Raw genomic sequence first — 18475 nt, 5'->3', positions numbered from 1 at the left:
CCAGCACTAGCTGCCGAGAGGGCTTGCGTATAGTCGAGGCTTGTGCGCTGCAAGTGCCTGTAGCGCTGGTTGTATATGCTTGAACTGCTCTGATTTTTGTATGGAACACCATCACGCTGGCGCCCACCGCGTCGATCTGGTTGTCTACCCCGGCTTCAAGGCGCTGGAGGCCATAGGCCCCATGTCCGTGTTTGACTATGCCAATGTGCATCTGCGGCAGAAAGGCCTGCCTGACGGATATGTGGTGCGGGTGGTGGCGTCACAGGCCGGTCTGGTTCCCTCGGACACTTTGATGGGCTTGCAGGCCAGCCATACCCTGGCGCAGGTCGAGGCCGAGGGCACGGGGTGCACGGTGCTGCTGGTGGGTGCGCGCCATATCGAGCAGGTGCTGGCGGCTTCGCCCGAGCTGGTGGACTGGGTGGCGCGAGTGGCTCCCGGGGTCGGTCGCATGATCGCGCTGTGCAGCGGCAGTTTTTTTCTGGCAGCAGCCGGTCTGCTCAATGATCGCCGCGCGGCCACGCACTGGAGTGTGGCCGGGGCGCTTGCCCAGCGTTATCCGCGGGTGCAGGTGGATGCCGATGCGATCTATGTGTGCGACGAAATCAAGGACAGCGATGGCATGCGTCAGCTCTGGACTTCGGCCGGCGTCACTGCCGGCATTGATCTGGCGCTGGCGGTGGTGGAGCATGATTTCGGCCATGCGCTGGCACTGCAGGTGGCGCGCGATCTGGTCATGTATCTCAAACGCCCGGGCGGCCAGTCGCAGTTCAGCGTGTCCCTGGCCGCACAGGCCACGCAGCACAGCGCAGTGCGGGCCGCCCAGCAGTGGGTGCTGGAGCACCTGGACCAGCCCATGCCGCTGGCGCTGCTGGCGGGCAAGGCGGCGATGAGCGAGCGCAATTTTCGCCGCGTCTTTCAGCAGGAGACCGGCTGCAGTCCCAGCAGCTTTGTGGAAAACGCTCGCCTGGAGCGGGCCAAGCAGCTGCTGGAGAATCTGGGCTCTCTGCCCCTCAAGACCGTGGCCGCCAAGGTCGGGTTGGGCTCGGAGCAGGCGCTGCGACATCTGTTCGTGCGCAAGCTGGGCATCACACCTGTCGCTTATCGGGAGCGGTTCGGAGACTGATGCGCTCGCGGCATCCAGTCGGAAGCAGCCGGTTTTTCGGCCAGCCGATCAGAACAGAGGGCTCTTGAAGAAATCCAGAGCGGCCTTGGCGGCCGCAAAATTGCGCTCGATCTGCGCCTGCTGCTCATCGTGGTTCGCGGTCTCGACGGCAGGTTCGGCTGTGGACTTGGCCCTCTTTGGTGCCACAGTTCTTTTCCTGTCTAGGCAGGGTGCATCCGAGCGGGATGCGGGTGCCAGCGCTGGAGCCTTGGGGGCGAGCAACCGGGTCAGGTCCAGCTCGGGATTGAGCTGCCACAGGCAGGACACATAGGTCGCCATGGCCACCGCCGGGTCGCCGCGCTCTATGCGTGCCATGGTGGGCTGGGAAATACCCAGCCGCTCTGCCCACTGCGTCTGTGTTTCGCCTCGACTCTTGCGCAGGGCCACGATGTGCTGGGCCAGCTGCGTTATCTGCAAAAGAATGGCGGGCGGAAACTCTGCGGGACTGGTGTTCTGGCGAGGCATATGCCAATGGTAGGCAGATTTGGGGAGTGCTCAGGGCAAACAGGGCGCTCTTTGCATTGAGTCAGCAGTTTTCTTGACTGTCCTACGAAGCGGCCAGATCAAGTCTGCAAGCATGGACGGCGATGGATCGTCAACACGGTCCTGGAGTTGCTCATGAAGTTTGTTCACTGGCTCTACACCCTGACCCATTCGCTGATTGCCCTGCTGTTCGGCCTGGCGGCGTTGTGCCTGATCTGGATGGCTGTCACCAAGGCCTGGGCCGTGATTGCTGCCGGCCTGGAGCCGGAGGCCACGCTGCATGTGGTGGAGGCGCTGGGCATTCTGGCCTCAGGCGTGGTGGCTCTGCAGATTTCCCAGACCGTGATTGAAGAAGAGGTGGTGCGCGACGCCCATATCAGCGGCCCGACAAGGGTGCGTCGCTTTCTCTCACGCTTTATGGTGGTGCTGGTGGTCGCCCTGGCCGTCGAGGGACTGGTGGCGACCTTCAAGGCCCAGGAGCAGCCCGAGAAGCTGCTGTATTCCGCCGCCTTGGTCATTGCAGTCGGCATGCTCATGGTCGGCTGGGGGGTGTTTGTTCACCTGAATCGTTCGGCGGAGGAACTGGAGCCCGAGGCCATGGAGGAGGCCAAGAGCGAGGACCGCAAGGTCAGCAACGATCACTGACGGAGCGTGTGGTGCGGGCATGCGGCCTTGCGCAATGAAAACGCCCTGAATTTCTTCAGGGCGTTTTCATTGCTGACTCAGGACTCAGGACTCAGGTCGGCAGTCGATACAGCGTCCCGTTGAATGCCACGGCGCCGCTGCCATACAGCGCATCGAGCTGCGTCAGCACCAGCTCGCGTACCGGCGTGGTGACGGCGCTCAGGCCCAGCAGCCGGGCCACCGCAGCGGGCAGTTCATCGCGCTGGCCGCCCAGGCTGCTCCTGAGGGCCAGGGCAATCGCTGCACGGATCTCGGCTGGCGGCAGGCAATCGATGCGGCGCAGATTGGCCGAGCCTACCTCTGCGCGATTGCGTACCCGCACCGCTCGTCCCGGCAGGTCGAGAAACTCCCCCTCTGCGGCCAGTGCCTCATCGGCCAGCAGCGATTGGCGTGCCTGTTCCAGCGCATCGCGCACGCGGCTGCCGGCGCGTTGCAGGCCCCAAAGCGTACGCATGCGGGTGACCAGTTCGTCGAAATGAATCGGTCCTTCCAGCTCCACTGTCCGGTGCATCAGTTGGGCCAGCTTTGCGGTGGATTGGTTGTGCAGTTCTCCGGAGGGAACGGCAAAGCGGGCTTCCTGATAGAGGCTGTCGTCAGGGCCGGCGACTGATTCCGTCTCGGCGCTTCCGGCATCGGACCGTGCTGCGCGTTCTATGACTTCTGTGGCTGTCTGTGACGGATGGGTGGCCATTGCCGGCTGAACTGGTTCGGCCTCCTTGCGCTGCCTGGCAGCTTCGACGGCGGCCAGGACACGCTCGGTCTGGGCGCGCGGCTGTCGGAACCAGTCGCAGCCCCAGATGCGCAGCAGTGTCCAGCCCTGGCTCTCCAGCACCGACTGGCGCAGGCGGTCGCGGTCGCGCGCGCTGCGGCTGTGGTGATAGCTCATGCCGTCGCATTCGATGCCGAGCAGATAGCGGCCCGGCTGCTCGGGATCGACCACGGCCAGGTCGATGAAAAAGCCCGCAATGCCGATCTGAGTCTGCACCTGCAGACCCTGGGCCGTCAGCGCTTCGTACACATCTTCTTCGAGCGGGGACTCCAGATCGCGTCCGCTGATGCCGGCCAGTGCCAATTGACCGGTGGCCGCGTATTGCAGGAATACCTTGAGCGCAGCCACGCCCTTGCCCTTGCCGCGTTCCAGATCGATATCGTCGGCGGTGATGGATGAAAACACCTCGCAGCGCTGCTTGGCGCGCGAGATCAGCACGTTCAGGCGGCGCTCGCCTCCATCGGCACTCACAGGGCCGAAGCGCATGGGCAGATAGCCCTGCGCGTTGCGCGCATAGGCCACCGAAATGAAGATCACATCGCGCTCGTCGCCCTGCACGTTTTCCAGGTTCTTGATGAAGAAGGGTTCGTTGGGATGGGCGACAAAAAAGGACTCGGCCCCGGGCTGCTGGCGACGCAGCAGTTCCAGCTCGTCCTGGATGGCGACTTTCTGCTGCAGCGAGAAAGCGGCCACGCCCAGGCTGAGCTGCGGCGACTGCTGTGCGTGCTGCATGATGGCGCGCGCAATGGTCTGGGCCTCGACGCGATTGATGCGGCTGGCGCCGCTGTCAAAGCGACCTTCGGGCAGATGGTGAAAGCGCAGCCCCATGCCCGAGCGGGCCGTGTAGGGGCTGGGCACGACGTAAAGGCCGCTGTTGTAGAACTGCTGGTTGGACACTGCAATCAGCGACTGGTGGCGGCTGCGGTAATGCCAGCGCAGCATGAGCTGGGGCATGCCCTTGGCCAGGCACAGGCTCAGAATGCTCTCCACATCGGCAGCTCCGGCGATGAGCTGGCTGGCGTCCCCATTTTCGTCCTCGTCGTCGAACTCGTCCGGTTCGCTGGTCATGCGCGAGAAAAAGCGCGTGGGCGGCAGCTGGCGGTCGTCGCCCACCACCACCAGCTGCTTGCAGCGGGCGATGGCGCCCAGCGCATCCACGGGCTCGATCTGGCTGGCTTCGTCAATCACCAGCAGATCGAACTCGACCGCACCAGGTTCCAGAAACTGGGCCACGGACAGCGGGCTCATCATGAACACCGGCTTGATGGCCTGGACGGCTTCGCCTGCGAGCTTGAACAGCTTGCGCAGCGGCATATGGCCGCGCTTGCGCGCAATCTCGCCATTGAGCACGCCAAGCGGGCCCATGCCGGATGCGCTGCGTGGCACCTGCTCGTAATGCGAGAGTGCTGACTGGGCGCGCGCGAGCTCGATGCGCTCCAGATCCAGCGCCCGGAACTGGCGCACCTTCTGGCTGTGCTGATCGCCGTTGAAAGCGACCAGCTCGGGGTGAGCCTGAGTGGCCTGACGCAGCAGCGCTTCGTAATAAGCGCGCTCGAGGATGGCGGGCAGGGCATCTAGCACAATGGATTCATTCTCGAGCTGCAGCACCAGGGCGGCCATGCCAGCTGCGCGCGCCTGCTCGCGGGTGGCGTGGTACGAGGTCCAGTCCAGCAAGGCGCTGGGCTCGGCGATCCATTGCGCAAGGCGCTCGCCAAAGTCGGCCAGCGGAATGCGGGTCAGGTCGGCAGCGCCAAAGGCTTCCTGCGTATCGAGCCGGTAGCTGTCCAGCAAGCTTTGCGCAGCATCCTTGAACGTCTGCAGCGACGCGCTGGCCTTGGCAGCCAGGTCCGCGCAATGTTCAGGCGATGGCAGCTGGGCAAAAAGCTGGCGAAAGGCCGCACTGCGACCGTGTCCGTCGGGGCCGGCCATCCAGTTCAGCACCGTCTGCAGGTGGCCCCAGTCGCTTTGCTCGCCCAGCCACAGGCTGCCAAAGGCGTTTGCTCCCAGGGTCTGCTGCTGGCTCAGACTCTGGCGCAGTTGCTGGGCTTCTATCAGGCTGTCGAGCAGGTTCAGACGCTCTGCATGCGAGCTCGGCAATGTCGTCTTGAGCTGGCCCTTGAGGTTGGCAATCGCCGCGCGGTAGCCGCTGTTGAAAATGCGAAACAGCGAGTCGCCATGTGCTGCGATGCTCTGGCGCGGAGCATTCCAGTCCGCCGTCCAGGCGGATTCGGCAAAGCTGCTGCGCAGGTTCTGTGCCTGCAGGCTGAACCGTGCACCGCATTCCACCAGCTTGTGCAGCTGGTCCAGGCCCTGATCCCAGATGCTGTTGGCGGCAGCCTGCCGGTCTATGGCCGGGGCACTGGCGAGCTGCTGTGCCAACGTGATCTGCTCATGCAGGGTCTGAATGGTTTGTGCCGCAAGCGCGCCCAGGGATTGCGCCAGCAGCTCACCATCCTGCTGCAACCGGGCCAGCATTGCTTGCAGCGTCGGCAGTTGCTGGGCGAGGCGTTGCGCATCCAGCTTGAGCAGCGCCGGATGGCATACGCCGCGCCACGGATGCCCGGCCACCGGGCTCACCTTGGACATCGCCTGGCGCAGCGCTTCTGCAATCTGCTGGCGCGAATGAAAGTCCTCGGGCGACCAGTTCTGTGCGCCTTGCAGCAGATCGGGCAGATGCGCGATCTGCACCGCATCGAGCCGCGCCAGCTGGCCCAGGATCTGGTAGGGCGTGAGTGCGCAGGGCGCCAGCGCCTGATGCATGGTCCGGCTGTGCGAGTTGAGTTGCTGCTGCACGTTGCTCAGCTCATGGATGATTTGTTCGCGGTGCTCCACACGCGGCTTGCCCAGATCGCGCGTGGCCTTGAGTTCCTCCAGCACCTTGCGCTTGTTGGCATGGTGGCTGTGCAGTTCCAGACAGGCAGGCCCAAGGCCCACGGATTTGAGGCGCCGGTTCACCACCTCCAGCGCGGCCATCTTCTCGGAGATGAACAGCACTTTCTTGCCGTCGGCAATCGCCGCCGCAATCACGTTGGTGATGGTCTGGGACTTGCCCGTGCCCGGCGGACCTTGAATGACCAGGTTCTCGCCGCGGCGCACGGCTTCGATGGCCAGTGACTGCGAGCTGTCCGCATCGACCACATGGCGCTGGCTGTCCACGGGGATCAGTTGGTCCACATCGGCGTCTTCGGGGAACAGATGTTCGCGTGCCTCGAAGCCGTCCTGCAGAGCGGCGGCAATCAGCGCCTGCTGGTCGAGCCGCTTTTCCGGCGGCCAGGTCGCAGTGTCTAGATCGCGGTACATCAGGAACTTGGCAAAGCTGAAAAAGCCCAGCGTCATGGCGTCGGGCAGCACTTGCCAGCCGGGCTGGGCCGCAGCCATGGAGGCGACCGCGGCCAGATAGGCGCGGGGATCGAAGTCGTCGCCGGCATTGAATTCGGGCAGCTCCAGGCCGAAGTCGGCCTTGAGCTTGGCTGCCAGCGACAGGTTCTCCGCCGCATCTTCCTGCAACGAGGACAGGGTGAAGCGCTCGGCCGCGCTTTTGCGTTCCAGTGCCACGGGCAGGAGAATCAGCGGCGCAAAACGCGGCTTGTCGGGGGCATTGCGGTCGAACCATTGCAGCTGACCCAGCGCCAGAAACAAGATGTTGACGCCCTGTTCCTCGATGAAGGTGCGGGCATCGGAATACATGTCCAGCAGGCGGCGCTGCAGCTTCTCGCTGGACAGGCGCGTCTGCAATTTCAGGTCACGATGGCGCTGGGCCACACCGCGCGCATCGAGCTGCTCGTCGACGCTTTCCTCTGGCTGGGGCAGGGCGAGGGTGGCTTGTGTCTCCTGGGCCTCTGCAGGGTCTGCGGCCGCTTGCTCCTCCTCGGCCTTTGCCGGCGCAAAGCTCATGGCTTTACTTTCGCCCGCCAGCAGGCGATAGACTTCGTCCGTGCGTTCATCCGCAAAATGCAGCACGCGTGCCGTGGCGGCCTGAGGCAGGCTCAGCAGCCGGTTGCGTGTGGAGAGGTCCAGCAGCGCCTGGCGGCTTTTTTCGAGCTGGCGGGTGATGAGGGCGGAATTCGAGTCTGCGTGCATGGGGCATCAAAAAGCACAGTGAGCTGGCACTTTAGCGCGCTCCCTGGTGCTGATGATGCTGATTGGCAATGTGTGCACTGCGGTTCCGTACCCGTTTTACAAATTGGTCACAGTTTCCAGCCGAACTCGAGCGCAATGAACGCCGAGCATTGGCCGCAGGTTTTCGGTGCAGCGCGGACCGTAACGCTGTAACGCTCACCCTGCCAGCGCACCAGGGCTCCGGCGGCCGCCATGACGGGGCTTGTGTAGTTGGTGCGCAAGCCGGCATAAACGCCAGAGTGCAGATTGCCAAAAGTCAGCGGCGTGTACTCGCCTATGGCGTAGGTGCTCCAGCGGTCGATGCTGTTGCGATAGAAGCCGGCCTGCACGGAGAAATCGCTGGAAAACTCTCGTCTGATACCAAAACCCAGGTTTTCCTCGTTCCATGTTTTGCCGTGTTTCCGTTCGCTGAAATGATGGCTGACGGTGTGCAGGTTGATATGCCATGCGCCCGCAGACTGGCTGGCCTGGGCAGGCTGATTGACCTCGGCGGGCTGAGTGGTCTCGGCAGACTGGTTGGCTTCATCGGCCTGGGCTGCGAAGCAGGCAATGACGATGGTCAATCCTGCCAGTGCTTTCAACGATTTCATTGCCGTTCCTCCCGCATCGCTTCACAGGCGCATGCAGACAGGTCAGTGACATCCTTGGCTCGCGTTCGCAGCGATGGCAAGGGACCAGGCTTACCAATTTCTATTTAAAAAATTCATGTAAACCATGTTTCCTAATGTCTTCGACTATCGTGTTTTGCGGCGTAGGAATAGCTCTTGTCTATTGGTGAATAAATTTCAATTTAGTTTATGAAAATTAGGAGATTTCTCTGTCGAAAAAGCGGAAGGAGGGGGGAAGCTGCGTCTGGCCTAGTTGAAGGCGCTCTCTGTCAGACGCACAAAAGGCCGCGGGGGCGGCCTTTTTGATGAGGTGAGGCGAAGGAGTCCTTGGCCTTGCGCGGCAGCTTAATCGGCTGGCTGCTGCTTTGTGGTCGCAGTCGCCGCGCGCAGCTTGTCCTTCTTGCTGGGTCTGCGGCCCTTGATACCGCCGTTGCCGTCCTGCGCGACCGGCGGTGGCGGTACGGCTTCGGTAGGCTCGAAGCCCTGGATCTGCTCCAGATCGATCTCCAGCTGATTGCGCTTGCAGATCAGCTTCCAGTGAGCGGTGTCGGCGGGGCTTACAAAAGTGATGGCGCAACCAGCGTGCCCTGCACGACCCGTGCGGCCAATTCTATGAATATAGTCGGCGGGCGAGCGGGGCAGGTCGTAGTTGATGACCGTGGGCAGCTGTGCGATGTCGATGCCGCGCGCGGCCAGGTCGGTGGTGATGAGCAGTTGCCAGCGCTTGGCCTTGAACTGGTCGAGCACGTCCTTGCGCGCCCCTTGGCTCATATCGCCGTGGAAGGTGGTGGCGTAGATGCCAGCCTTGTAGAGCTTGTCGGCCAGCATTTCGGCGGTGTGGCGCTTGGCGACAAAGACCAGGGCTCGCTCCCATTCGGGCTGGTTCTCGCCTTCCTTGGCGAGCTGGCGCAGCAGCTGGGTGCGGCGGGTGCTGTCCACGGCAATGGCGCGCTGGCTGATGTTCTCGGGGCTGGTCGAATGCTCGGCGGCCTGGTCGGTATCGACCTGTACGCGAACGGGGTCGTGCAGCAGGCGGGTAGCCAGCGCCTCCACGTTCTGCGGGAAGGTGGCAGAGAACAGCAGGGTCTGGCGTTTGGCGGGCAGCAGGGCCAGCACGCGGTTGAGTTCTTCGGCAAAGCCCTGGTCCAGCAGGCGATCCGCCTCGTCCAGAACCAGATGCTGCACCGCGTTCAGGCGCACGGCATTGTGCTCCACCAGATCCAGCAGGCGGCCCGGCGTGGCGACCAGAAAGTCGGCGCTGCCACGCAGCTGCATCATCTGCGGGTTGATGGAGACACCGCCATAGACCACGCGGCTGCGTGGTTGCTCACGCAGTTGGCGTGTGATGTCGCTCAGGCTTTCATGAACCTGCAGGGCCAGTTCGCGCGTGGGCACCAGAATCAAGGTGGCCAGCGGCCGGACAAAGCCGGTGTGGCCGCGCTTTTGCGCCAGCCAGGCCTGCAGCAGGGGCAGCAGATAGGCCATGGTCTTGCCCGAGCCCGTGGGCGCACAGGCCCAGAGGTCGCGTCCGGCCAGCACGGCGGGGATGGCCTCGGTCTGAATCGGCGTCGCGTCGCGCAGACCCAGATCGAGTGTGGCATCCAGAAGCTCGGCGCGCAGGCCTAGGGGGGCAAAAGACATAGAAGAATCAATAGCGGTGTGCAGGAGGCGCATTGTGCGGGAATTGCCGCGTCGCAGCGGGGCGCAGGGACAAGTGCGGCGGCAGGCTACATTCGGAGGATTCCAACCATAAAGGAGCGCAAACCATGATTCAGGCCACGCATCAAGCCATTGTCATGACGGAGTACGGAGGCCCCGAGGTCCTGAAGATCGCCTCGGTCGCTTCGCCGCCGCTGGCGGCCGGTCAGATACGCGTGCAGCACACGCGTATTGGTGTGAATTTTCACGATATCTATGTGCGCTCCGGGCTTTACAAGACGCTGGCGCTGCCAGGCACGCCCGGCATCGAAGCCGTGGGGGTGGTGGCAGAAGTGGGAGAGGGCGTGACTCGCTTCAGGCCCGGCGACCGGGTCTGCTATGTCTCTGGCGCCTATGCCATCTACGCCGCCGAGCGCGTGATCGCGGACGACGAGCTGATTGCCGTGCCCGATGACCTGAGCGATGCGCTGGTCGCATCCAGCCTGCTGCGTGGACTGACGGCCGATGTGTTGCTGCACCGGGTGGCCAGGGTAAGCCACGGTTCGCGGATTCTGGTGCAGGCTGCCGGTGGCGGCATGGGACAGATTCTGAGCCAGTGGGCCACGCAGCTCGGAGCCATGGTGATCGGCACGGCAGGCGGCGATGCCACGGCAAAAAAGGCCGATCAGGCCGGCTGCGTGGAGGTGATCCGCTATCGCGGTGCGGGCGCCCAGGATGTGGCTGCGCGTGTGCAGCAGCTGACCGGCGGCGAAGGCGTGGATGTGGCCTATGACGGCGTGGGCAAGGACAGCTTCGACGCCTCGCTGGCCAGTCTTGGCATCGGCGGCCAGTTGGTGATGTACGGGCAGTCTTCCGGCCCGGTGCCGCCGCTGGAGATTGCGCGTCTGGCCGCGAAGTCGAACAGCGTGTGCCGGCCCATGGTGTTTCACTTCGTCAAAAAGCCCAGGGAGCGCGATGCCATGGCCGCGCGCCTGTTCGAGGCGCTGCGCAAAAAGCATTTCCGCATGGGCGAGCCGCAGGAGTTTGCGCTGGCCGATGCGGCGCAGGCCCACCGGCATCTGGAGGCGCATGGCGCCCAGCAGCCCATCTTGCTCGTGCCTTGACGGGGGCTATCAGCGGTAGCGGTCTTACTGCGCGCCGGCTTGGGGGCGTGGCAGATAGACCTCGTGCCACAGGCTGACTTTTTCGTGCTCGTCAAAACGCATGAGCAGCATGGCGACGAAGTGCTGGGCGCTGCCATCGGCCTTGGTGATGCAGACATCCATGGAAAAGACCACGGAGTCATCGTCGGCCGTGGTGTGCCGGATGTCGTAGCGAATGCCTTCCATGTCCTGCTTCATGCCTTCGAGAAATTCGCGATAGCTCTCGAGGCTGGCCGCATAGTGGCGGCCGTTGGGCTCGACCACGAATTGCTCGGCAAAGCACTCGGCGACCTGCTCGCGGCTCAGTGTCTTGTGGCGGTTCAGGTGGCGCTGGTTCCAGTCCAGCACGGCATGGGCCAGCTCCAGATTGCGTTGTCGTTGTGCATGCATGAAGACCAGTATAGAAGAGCCGATTCCGGGTTCGCTCCGCATTTCTGACTTGGACCGATTCATTAATTTCTATAGCGGCTAGCGCTTTGTATCAAAGGATACTGAGATGATTCACACTTGAAATCGACCTGTGTCTTGCGTAACCAGCTATGGTTTTACCAAAGCTGAGATCGGGGGATCACGTAAAAAAGCCCGCGGACTTTGCAGTCTGCGGGCTTTTTGCCACCATCAGGCCCGGCAATCCGGGCCTGGGTGTGCCGATCAACGCTGAGCGATAGGCTTGACGTCGCGCGACACGGAGCCGGTGAACAGCTGGCGGGGACGGCCGATCTTGTACTCGGGGTCGGCCATTTGTTCGTTGAGCTGAGCGATCCAGCCCACGGTGCGGGCCAGAGCGAAGATGCCGGTGAACAGGTTGACGGGGATGCCGATGGCGCGCTGCACGATGCCGGAGTAGAAGTCCACGTTGGGGTAGAGCTTGCGCTGGACGAAGTAGTCGTCTTCCAGGGCAATCTTTTCCAGCTTCTTGGCCAGGGCGAACAGGGGATCGTTTTCCAGACCCAGTTCGGCCAGGATTTCGTTGCAGGTTTCCTGCATCAGCTTGGCGCGGGGGTCGTAGTTCTTGTAGACGCGGTGGCCAAAGCCCATCAGCTTCACGCCGCTGGTCTTGTCCTTGACCTGTTCCATGAACTCGCCGACCTTTTCGATGCCGCCATTGGCCTGGATGCCTTCCAGCATGTTCAGGCAGGCTTCGTTGGCGCCGCCGTGGGCAGGGCCCCACAGGCAGGCCACGCCAGCGGAGATAGCGGCGAAGGGGTTGGTGCCCGAAGAACCGCACAGACGCACGGTGGAGGTCGAGGCATTTTGCTCGTGGTCTGCGTGCAGGATGAAGATGCGATCCAGAGCGCGTTCAACCACGGGGTTGACCTTGTACTCTTCGCAGGGGTTGCCGAACATCATGCGCATGAAGTTGCCGGCATACGACAGGTCGTTCTTGGGGTACATGTAGGGCTGGCCCATACCGTACTTGTATGCCATGGCGACCAGAGTAGGCATCTTGGCGATCAGGCGGATCGCAGCGATGTTGCGGTGCTCGGGGTTGGTGATGTCGGTGCTGTCGTGGTAGAAGGCCGACATGCCGCCCACCAGACCGGTCAGCACGGCCATGGGGTGAGCATCACGACGGAAGCCGCGCAGGAAGAACTGCATCTGCTCGTTGACCATGGTGTGCTTGGTCACCAGCTCTTCGAAGTTGGCCTTTTCCTTCTCGTTGGGCAGTTCCCCGTACAGCAGCAGGTAGCAGGTTTCCAGGAAGTTGCAGTTCTTGGCCAGTTGTTCGATGGGGTAGCCGCGGTACAGCAGCTCGCCCTTGTCGCCATCGATGTAGGTGATGGCGGATTGGCAGGCGGCGGTAGAGAGGAAGCCCGGGTCATACGTGAACATGCCAGTCTGGGCATAGAGCTTGCGGATGTCGATTACATCCGGGCCGATATTGCCCTGGTACACCGGCATTTCCACACTGGGAGCGCCATTGCTGAAAGACAGCGTTGCTTTGTTGTCAGCGAGTTTCATTTCCAAACTTCCTTCTCTAGTTTGCCTAGCCTACTGGGGACAGTTACCGGGCTGGCGCTTGCGCACCATCTCCAGCACTTCCCTGACTTCTTGGGTATCGAGTTGTCCTTCAGGTTCCTTGCGACGCAAGAAAAGATCCATCAGGTCGTTGTCTGCCAGATCCATCAAGGCAGACAGGCCAGTCGCGTGTCTCCGCGTGAGCTGGCTTCCGTAGGTGGCGAAGAACTGCTCGATGAACAGATCGTTCTCAACCAGACCACGGCGGCTGCGCCACCTCAGCAGGTCGCGCTCACGTTCGTCGAGCAGAGTATTCGTCATCAGCATCAGACGGTTCGACGAACCATCAGCTCCTTGATCTTGCCAATGGCTGCGGTGGGGTTCAGGTGCTTGGGGCACACGTCCACGCAGTTCATGATGGTGTGGCAGCGGAAGAGGCGGTAAGGATCTTCCAGATTGTCAAGGCGCTCGCCCGTGGCTGTGTCGCGGCTGTCCGCGATGAAGCGGTAAGCCTGCAGCAGACCGGCCGGGCCCACGAACTTGTCGGGGTTCCACCAGAACGAGGGGCAGCTGGTGGAGCAGCTGGCGCACAGAATGCACTCGTACAGGCCGTTGAGCTCTTCGCGCTCTTCGGGCGACTGCAGGCGCTCCTTGCTGGGCGATGCGTAGACATCGCTTTGCAGGTAGGGCTTGATCGAGTGGTACTGCTTGAAGAACTGGGTCATGTCCACGATCAGATCGCGGATGACGGGCAGGCCGGGCAGGGGCTTGAGAACGATGTCGCCCTTGAGGGTGTTCATGTTCGTCAGGCAGGCCAGACCGTTCTTGCCGTTGATGTTCATCGCGTCGGAGCCGCACACGCCTTCACGGCAGGAACGGCGGAAGGCAATGGAGGGGTCCATGGCCTTGAGCTTGACCAGGGCGTCCAGCAGCATGCGCTCGTGACCGTCCAGCTCCACTTGCACGGTTTGCATGTAGGGCTTGGCGTCTTTGTCCGGATCGTAGCGGTAGATTTTGAATGTGCGCTTCATTTTGATCTTCTCTCGTGGGCTGCTGAATTAGAACGTGCGGACCTTGGGAGGAACGCTGGCAACGGTCAGGGGCTTGAGGTTCACAGGCTTGTAGGTCAGGCTGTTGGTCGCGCTGTCCCACAGTGTGTGCTTGAGCCATTCCTTGTCGTTGCGGCCCAGGGGGAATTCGGCGTGGTCGGCAGGGTGCTCGTAGTCGTACACGGTGTGTGCGCCACGGCATTCCTTGCGGGCTGCGGCCGAGGTCATGGTGGCTTGTGCCACTTCGATCAGGTTGTCCACTTCCAGGGCTTCCATGCGAGCGGTGTTCCACACCATGGACTTGTCCTTCAGGGTCACGGAGCCGACCTTCTCGCGGATCGCGTTGATCTTTTCCACGCCTTCGTCCATGCTCTTTTGCGTGCGGAACACGCCAGCATGAGTCTGCATGGATTGACGGATCTCGCCAGCGACGTCCTGGGCGTAGGTGCCGTCCTTGGAGTCTTGCAGCTGGTTGAGGCGGGCCAGGGTGCGGTCGGCGCCGTCGGCGGGCGCTTCGTGGTGAGCGCCGAAGCCGTTGACGAATTCCACGATGTGCTTGCCGGCAGACTTGCCGAAGACCAGCAGGTCCAGCAGCGAATTGGTGCCCAGGCGGTTGGCGCCGTGCACGGACACGCACGAGCATTCGCCAACGGCGTAGAGACCGTTGACCACATTGTTCTGCTGACCGTCCCAGACCACGACCTGACCGTTGATGTTGGTCGGGATGCCGCCCATCTGGTAGTGGATGGTGGGAACCACGGGGATGGGTTCCTTGGTGATGTCCACGTTGGCGAAGTTGTGGCCGATTTCTTCCACGGAAGGCAGACGCTTGCGGATGGTTTCGGCACCCAGGTGGTCCAGCTTCATCAGGATGTAGTCCTTGTTGGGACCGCAGCCGCGACCTTCCTTGATTTCCTGGTCCATCGAACGCGACACGAAGTCACGCGGTGCCAGATCCTTCAGCGTGGGAGCGTAACGCTCCATGAAGCGCTCGCCTTCGCTATTCAAAAGAATAGCGCCTTCGCCGCGGCAGCCTTCGGTCAGCAGCACGCCGGCACCGGCCACGCCGGTGGGGTGGAACTGCCAGAACTCCATGTCCTGCAGAGGAATGCCGGCGCGAGCAGCCATGCCCAGGCCGTCACCGGTGTTGATGAAGGCGTTGGTCGAAGCCTGGAAGATACGGCCGGCACCGCCGGTAGCCAGCAGCACGGCCTTGGCGTGCAGCTCGTACAGATCGCCGGTTTCCAGTTCCAGTGCGGTCACGCCGACCACATCGCCCTGGGTGTTGCGGATCAGGTCCAGCGCCATCCACTCCACGAAGAAGTTGGTCTTGGACTTGACGTTCTGCTGGTACAGCGTGTGCAGCATGGCGTGACCGGTACGGTCAGCGGCAGCGCAGGCGCGTTGCACGGGCTTTTCGCCGTAGTTGGCGGTGTGGCCGCCGAAGGGGCGCTGGTAGATGGTGCCGTCGGCATTGCGGTCGAAAGGCATGCCGAAGTGCTCGAGCTCGATCACGACGTTCGGCGCTTCACGGCACATGAACTCGATGGCGTCCTGGTCGCCCAGCCAGTCGGAGCCCTTGATGGTGTCGTAGAAGTGATAGTGCCAGTTGTCTTCGCTCATATTGCCCAGCGAAGCGGACACGCCGCCTTGGGCAGCCACAGTGTGCGAGCGAGTGGGGAAAACCTTGGACAGCGAGGCGACGGACAGACCGGCGCGCGACAGTTCCAGCGCAGCGCGCAGGCCGGAGCCGCCGGCACCGACGATCACGACGTCAAACTTGCGCTTGGTGATATTTGCTTTGGAGTAGCTCATTCTTAACCTTCAATCGTGGAGACTGTGTCTCAATCAGAGACGCCACAGAACCTGGATGCCCCAGCCGATGCAGCCGACCAGCCAGACAATGGTGACCACTTGCAGTGCAAGGCGCAGGCCCACGGGCTTGACGTAGTCCATCCAGATGTCACGCACGCCGATCCAGGCATGCCAGCCCAGAGCCACGAAGAGGGCCAGGGTCAGAAACTTCATCCACTGGGGAGCAAAAATGCCGGCCCACTGCTCGTAGCCCACGGGGCCGCCGACCGTCAGAAAGCGCACCAGCAGCACAACGGTGTACAGCGCCATCAGGACGGCGGTAGAGCGTTGAGCCAGAAAGTCGCGGGTGCCATAGTGCGCACCGACAACGGTGCGCTTGGAGCCGTAATTCACGGACATGGTTGTTTCCTTATCGTGAGGTGTTATTGACTGGGCGCTGATCAGTACAGGCCGAACAGCTTGGCGCCAAGCACCACGGTCAGGGCAACGCTGATGCACAGAACGACGGCGGCGGTGGACTTGCCGGTCTGCTTGTTCACGGCATGGTGGTTCACGTCCATCACCAGATGGCGGACACCTGCGCAGAAGTGGTGCAGATAGGCCCAGATCAGTGCCAGGCAGACGAGCTTGGCAAACCAGCCAAAGGGACCTGCGAATACCGACGTGAAGGAGTCAAACGAAATTTCCGACGAGATCGAGTTGTCGAACATCCAGATGATGAACGGCAGCAGGATCGCCATCAGCAGGCCGCTGACGCGGTGCAGAATGGACACAATGCCTGCCAGGGGCAGGCGATAGGTCGGTAGGTCCGAGAAGAAGTTGATATTGCGGAACTCTGGCCGCTGTTTTGCTTTTTGCTCTGTCATGGCAGGGTACTTTCGTGGATGTAACTGCGTTGTAATCGCTAGTGCGAAGCGACACAAAATTCTATTGCAATGCAGCAGAATCCGTTAGCCGAATTTGCATAGCAGATGATTGGGCTCTGTTGCAATCAACGCTTTTACGGGGGGATTCAGTTCAATGCATTGCGGTAATGATGGGTGTCGGTGCGGTACAGACCGCGTCGTAACTCCATGGGAACATCGTTGTATGTGTAAGCGGTTCGCTCCACGCTGAGCAGCGGCGTGGTGCTGGGAATGTTCAGCAACTGGGCTTGCTCGGCGTCCGGAAGAACGGCGCGAATTTTCTCGTCGGCCCGCACCATGCGCACGCCATAGTCGAGCTCGAACATGGCGTAAGTGGGGCCCTGGTAGTTGGACATCTGCTCGGTCGTCAGCCCCTTGAAGGCGTTGCCAGGCAGCCAGATGTCCTCCAAAATAGTCGGGATTGCGGCAAAGGACAGGGTGCGGCGCACATGCATCACGGCGTCGCCGGTGCGCAGGGCCAGGGCGCGGGCCACTTCGGCAGGCGCGCGCAGGCGGCGGCACTCCAGGATGTGGCGCTCTGCACGGCCTTCGCCCTGCAGGTCGCCGGCATCGGGGCGCAGATTCAGAAAGCGATACTGCACCTGCTGGGCGGCGTGAGTGGCCACAAACGTGCCCTTGCCCTGACGGCGCATGACCAGATTTTCGGCAGCCAGCTCATCGATTGCCTTGCGCACCGTGCCCTGGCTGACCTTGAAGCGGGCTGCCAGCTCCATTTCACTGGGGATCAGTTCTCCGGGGCGCCATTCGCCAGCTTCCAGACTTTGCAGGATCAGGCCCTTGATCTGCTGGTACAGAGGGCTGAAGGCTGGGGTGGAGACGCCGGCACCACCGCTATGGCTGGCGTTGTTGTCCGGGGCTGTGTTGTGGGGGCTGGGCATAGTTAGTTTTGAAGGTATCGCCTCCGCGATGCGATGCACAAAAACAGTCGATTTGACTCTGGTCGCTAAGTGAAGATCATATCTTATATAAGACATAAGACAAATTGACCGGGCTTTGATTTCAGCAGTACACTTGCCGCATGTTTGCGGAGCTTGCGCTACTGGTGGTTACGCTGGTGCAACCTGGCGCCCATAACATCTCACTTTTTTCCAATCTTGGAGTTTCACCATGAGCAAGAAGCCCGTCCGTGTCGCCGTTACCGGCGCAGCTGGCCAAATCGGTTACGCCCTGTTGTTCCGCATCGCCTCCGGCGAAATGCTGGGTAAAGATCAGCCCGTTATTCTGCAACTGCTGGAAATCCCCGACGAAAAGGCTCAAAACGCTCTGAAGGGCGTGATCATGGAGCTGGAAGACTGCGCCTTCCCCCTGCTGGCTGGCATCGAAGCCCACGCCGACCCCATGACCGCCTTCAAGGACACCGACTACGCTCTGCTGGTGGGCGCCCGTCCTCGTGGCCCCGGCATGGAACGTGCGGACCTGCTGGCCGCCAACGCCCAGATCTTCACCGCCCAGGGCAAGGCTCTGAACGCCGTGGCTTCGCGCAATGTCAAGGTTCTGGTGGTCGGCAACCCCGCCAACACCAACGCCTACATCGCCATGAAGTCGGCCCCCGATCTGCCCGCCAAGAACTTCACCGCCATGCTGCGTCTGGACCACAACCGCGCGGCTTCCCAGCTGGCTGCCAAGGGCGGCTTCAAGGTTGGCGACATCCGCAAGCTGACCGTGTGGGGCAACCACTCGCCCACCATGTACGCCGACTACCGCTTCGCCACCGTGGACGGCAAGTCCGTGAAGGAAGCCATCAACGACCAGGAATGGAATGCCAACGTGTTCCTGCCCACCGTGGGCAAGCGCGGCGCCGCCATCATTGCTGCTCGCGGCCTGTCGTCGGCTGCTTCGGCTGCCAACGCTGCCATCGATCACATGCGTGACTGGGCTCTGGGCTCCAACGGCGAATGGGTCACCATGGGCGTGCCTTCCAACGGCGAGTACGGCATCCCCGCCGGTATCGTGTTCGGCTTCCCCGTGACCACCACGGCTGACGGCGAATACAAGATCGTCGAAGGTCTGGAAATCGATGCCTTCTCGCAAGAGTGCATCAACAAGACTCTGGCTGAGCTGCAAGGCGAGCAAGACGGCGTCAAGCACCTGCTGTAATTA

General features: G+C 62.2%; 16 protein-coding genes. 4 read left to right on the top strand and 12 right to left on the bottom strand.

Going from position 1 to position 18475, the window contains the following annotated elements; all coding sequences use genetic code 11:
* Positions 1-100 precede the first annotated feature (100 nt).
* Positions 101-1123 carry a GlxA family transcriptional regulator gene (locus CTR2_RS19700; protein ID WP_087081687.1) on the top strand — a complete coding sequence of 341 codons (1023 nt, stop codon included), beginning with the start codon at positions 101-103 and terminating at the stop codon, positions 1121-1123.
* Between the two features lie 48 nt (positions 1124-1171).
* Here CTR2_RS19700 and CTR2_RS19695 read toward each other — a convergent pair whose 3' ends face one another.
* On the bottom strand, positions 1172-1627 hold the full coding sequence (locus CTR2_RS19695) for a helix-turn-helix domain-containing protein (protein WP_087081689.1): 456 nt from the start codon (positions 1625-1627) through the stop codon (positions 1172-1174).
* Between the two features lie 153 nt (positions 1628-1780).
* Here CTR2_RS19695 and CTR2_RS19690 point away from each other — a divergent pair, with 153 nt between their 5' ends.
* The gene (locus CTR2_RS19690) at positions 1781-2290 is read left to right on the top strand and encodes a hypothetical protein (RefSeq protein WP_003063591.1); all 510 of its coding nucleotides are present in this window, start codon (positions 1781-1783) and stop codon (positions 2288-2290) included.
* A gap of 91 nt (positions 2291-2381) precedes the next feature.
* Here the strand turns inward: CTR2_RS19690 and CTR2_RS19685 are convergent, their stop codons facing one another.
* The 3 genes from CTR2_RS19685 to CTR2_RS19675 all read right to left on the bottom strand — a co-directional run bounded on the left by CTR2_RS19685 (position 2382) and on the right by CTR2_RS19675 (position 9466).
* Positions 2382-7178: a DUF3320 domain-containing protein gene (locus CTR2_RS19685; protein ID WP_087081691.1), complete on the bottom strand. Its 4797-nt coding sequence runs from the start codon at positions 7176-7178 to the stop codon at positions 2382-2384.
* A 107-nt stretch (positions 7179-7285) separates the two neighbouring features.
* Positions 7286-7807, bottom strand: a complete 522-nt coding sequence (locus tag CTR2_RS19680) for a hypothetical protein (protein WP_087081693.1) — start codon at positions 7805-7807, stop codon at positions 7286-7288.
* Between the two features lie 363 nt (positions 7808-8170).
* Positions 8171-9466, bottom strand: coding sequence for a DEAD/DEAH box helicase (locus CTR2_RS19675; RefSeq protein ID WP_087081695.1), 1296 nt, complete (start codon positions 9464-9466; stop codon positions 8171-8173).
* Positions 9467-9591: 125 nt separating this feature from the next.
* Here CTR2_RS19675 and CTR2_RS19670 point away from each other — a divergent pair, with 125 nt between their 5' ends.
* Entirely contained in the window at positions 9592-10587 is a 996-nt protein-coding gene (locus CTR2_RS19670; protein ID WP_087081697.1) for a quinone oxidoreductase family protein, read from the top strand.
* Between the two features lie 24 nt (positions 10588-10611).
* Here CTR2_RS19670 and CTR2_RS19665 read toward each other — a convergent pair whose 3' ends face one another.
* From CTR2_RS19665 to CTR2_RS19630, 8 genes are all read right to left on the bottom strand, one after another.
* Positions 10612-11016 carry a nuclear transport factor 2 family protein gene (locus CTR2_RS19665; RefSeq protein ID WP_254913245.1) on the bottom strand — a complete coding sequence of 135 codons (405 nt, stop codon included), beginning with the start codon at positions 11014-11016 and terminating at the stop codon, positions 10612-10614.
* 261 nt (positions 11017-11277) lie between these two features.
* Positions 11278-12588, bottom strand: coding sequence for a citrate synthase (locus tag CTR2_RS19660; protein WP_003063579.1), 1311 nt, complete (start codon positions 12586-12588; stop codon positions 11278-11280).
* Between the two features lie 30 nt (positions 12589-12618).
* A complete protein-coding gene (locus tag CTR2_RS19655) occupies positions 12619-12912 on the bottom strand; it encodes an FAD assembly factor SdhE (protein WP_003053208.1) in 294 nt (97 codons plus the stop codon).
* On the bottom strand, positions 12912-13616 hold the full coding sequence (locus CTR2_RS19650) for a succinate dehydrogenase iron-sulfur subunit (RefSeq protein WP_003053210.1): 705 nt from the start codon (positions 13614-13616) through the stop codon (positions 12912-12914). The genes CTR2_RS19655 and CTR2_RS19650 overlap by 1 nt, the downstream gene beginning before the upstream one ends.
* A 27-nt stretch (positions 13617-13643) precedes the next feature.
* On the bottom strand, positions 13644-15449 hold the full coding sequence (gene sdhA / locus CTR2_RS19645; protein WP_087081701.1) for a succinate dehydrogenase flavoprotein subunit: 1806 nt from the start codon (positions 15447-15449) through the stop codon (positions 13644-13646).
* 33 nt (positions 15450-15482) lie between these two features.
* On the bottom strand, positions 15483-15848 hold the full coding sequence (sdhD, locus tag CTR2_RS19640) for a succinate dehydrogenase, hydrophobic membrane anchor protein (protein WP_003063575.1): 366 nt from the start codon (positions 15846-15848) through the stop codon (positions 15483-15485).
* 41 nt (positions 15849-15889) lie between these two features.
* Positions 15890-16315, bottom strand: a complete 426-nt coding sequence (sdhC, locus tag CTR2_RS19635; RefSeq protein ID WP_003063573.1) for a succinate dehydrogenase, cytochrome b556 subunit — start codon at positions 16313-16315, stop codon at positions 15890-15892.
* Between the two features lie 146 nt (positions 16316-16461).
* On the bottom strand, positions 16462-17253 hold the full coding sequence (locus CTR2_RS19630) for a GntR family transcriptional regulator (RefSeq protein ID WP_003063570.1): 792 nt from the start codon (positions 17251-17253) through the stop codon (positions 16462-16464).
* A 229-nt stretch (positions 17254-17482) separates the two neighbouring features.
* Here CTR2_RS19630 and CTR2_RS19625 point away from each other — a divergent pair, with 229 nt between their 5' ends.
* The gene (locus CTR2_RS19625) at positions 17483-18472 is read left to right on the top strand and encodes a malate dehydrogenase (protein WP_003053219.1); all 990 of its coding nucleotides are present in this window, start codon (positions 17483-17485) and stop codon (positions 18470-18472) included.
* Positions 18473-18475: the final 3 nt, after the last annotated feature.

The sequence above is a fragment of the Comamonas thiooxydans genome, assembly GCF_002157685.2.
Classification (GTDB): domain Bacteria; phylum Pseudomonadota; class Gammaproteobacteria; order Burkholderiales; family Burkholderiaceae_C; genus Comamonas; species Comamonas testosteroni_H.
The sequence above is the reverse complement of the archived record's forward strand: the minus strand, read 5'-3'. Positions and strand labels throughout refer to the sequence as shown.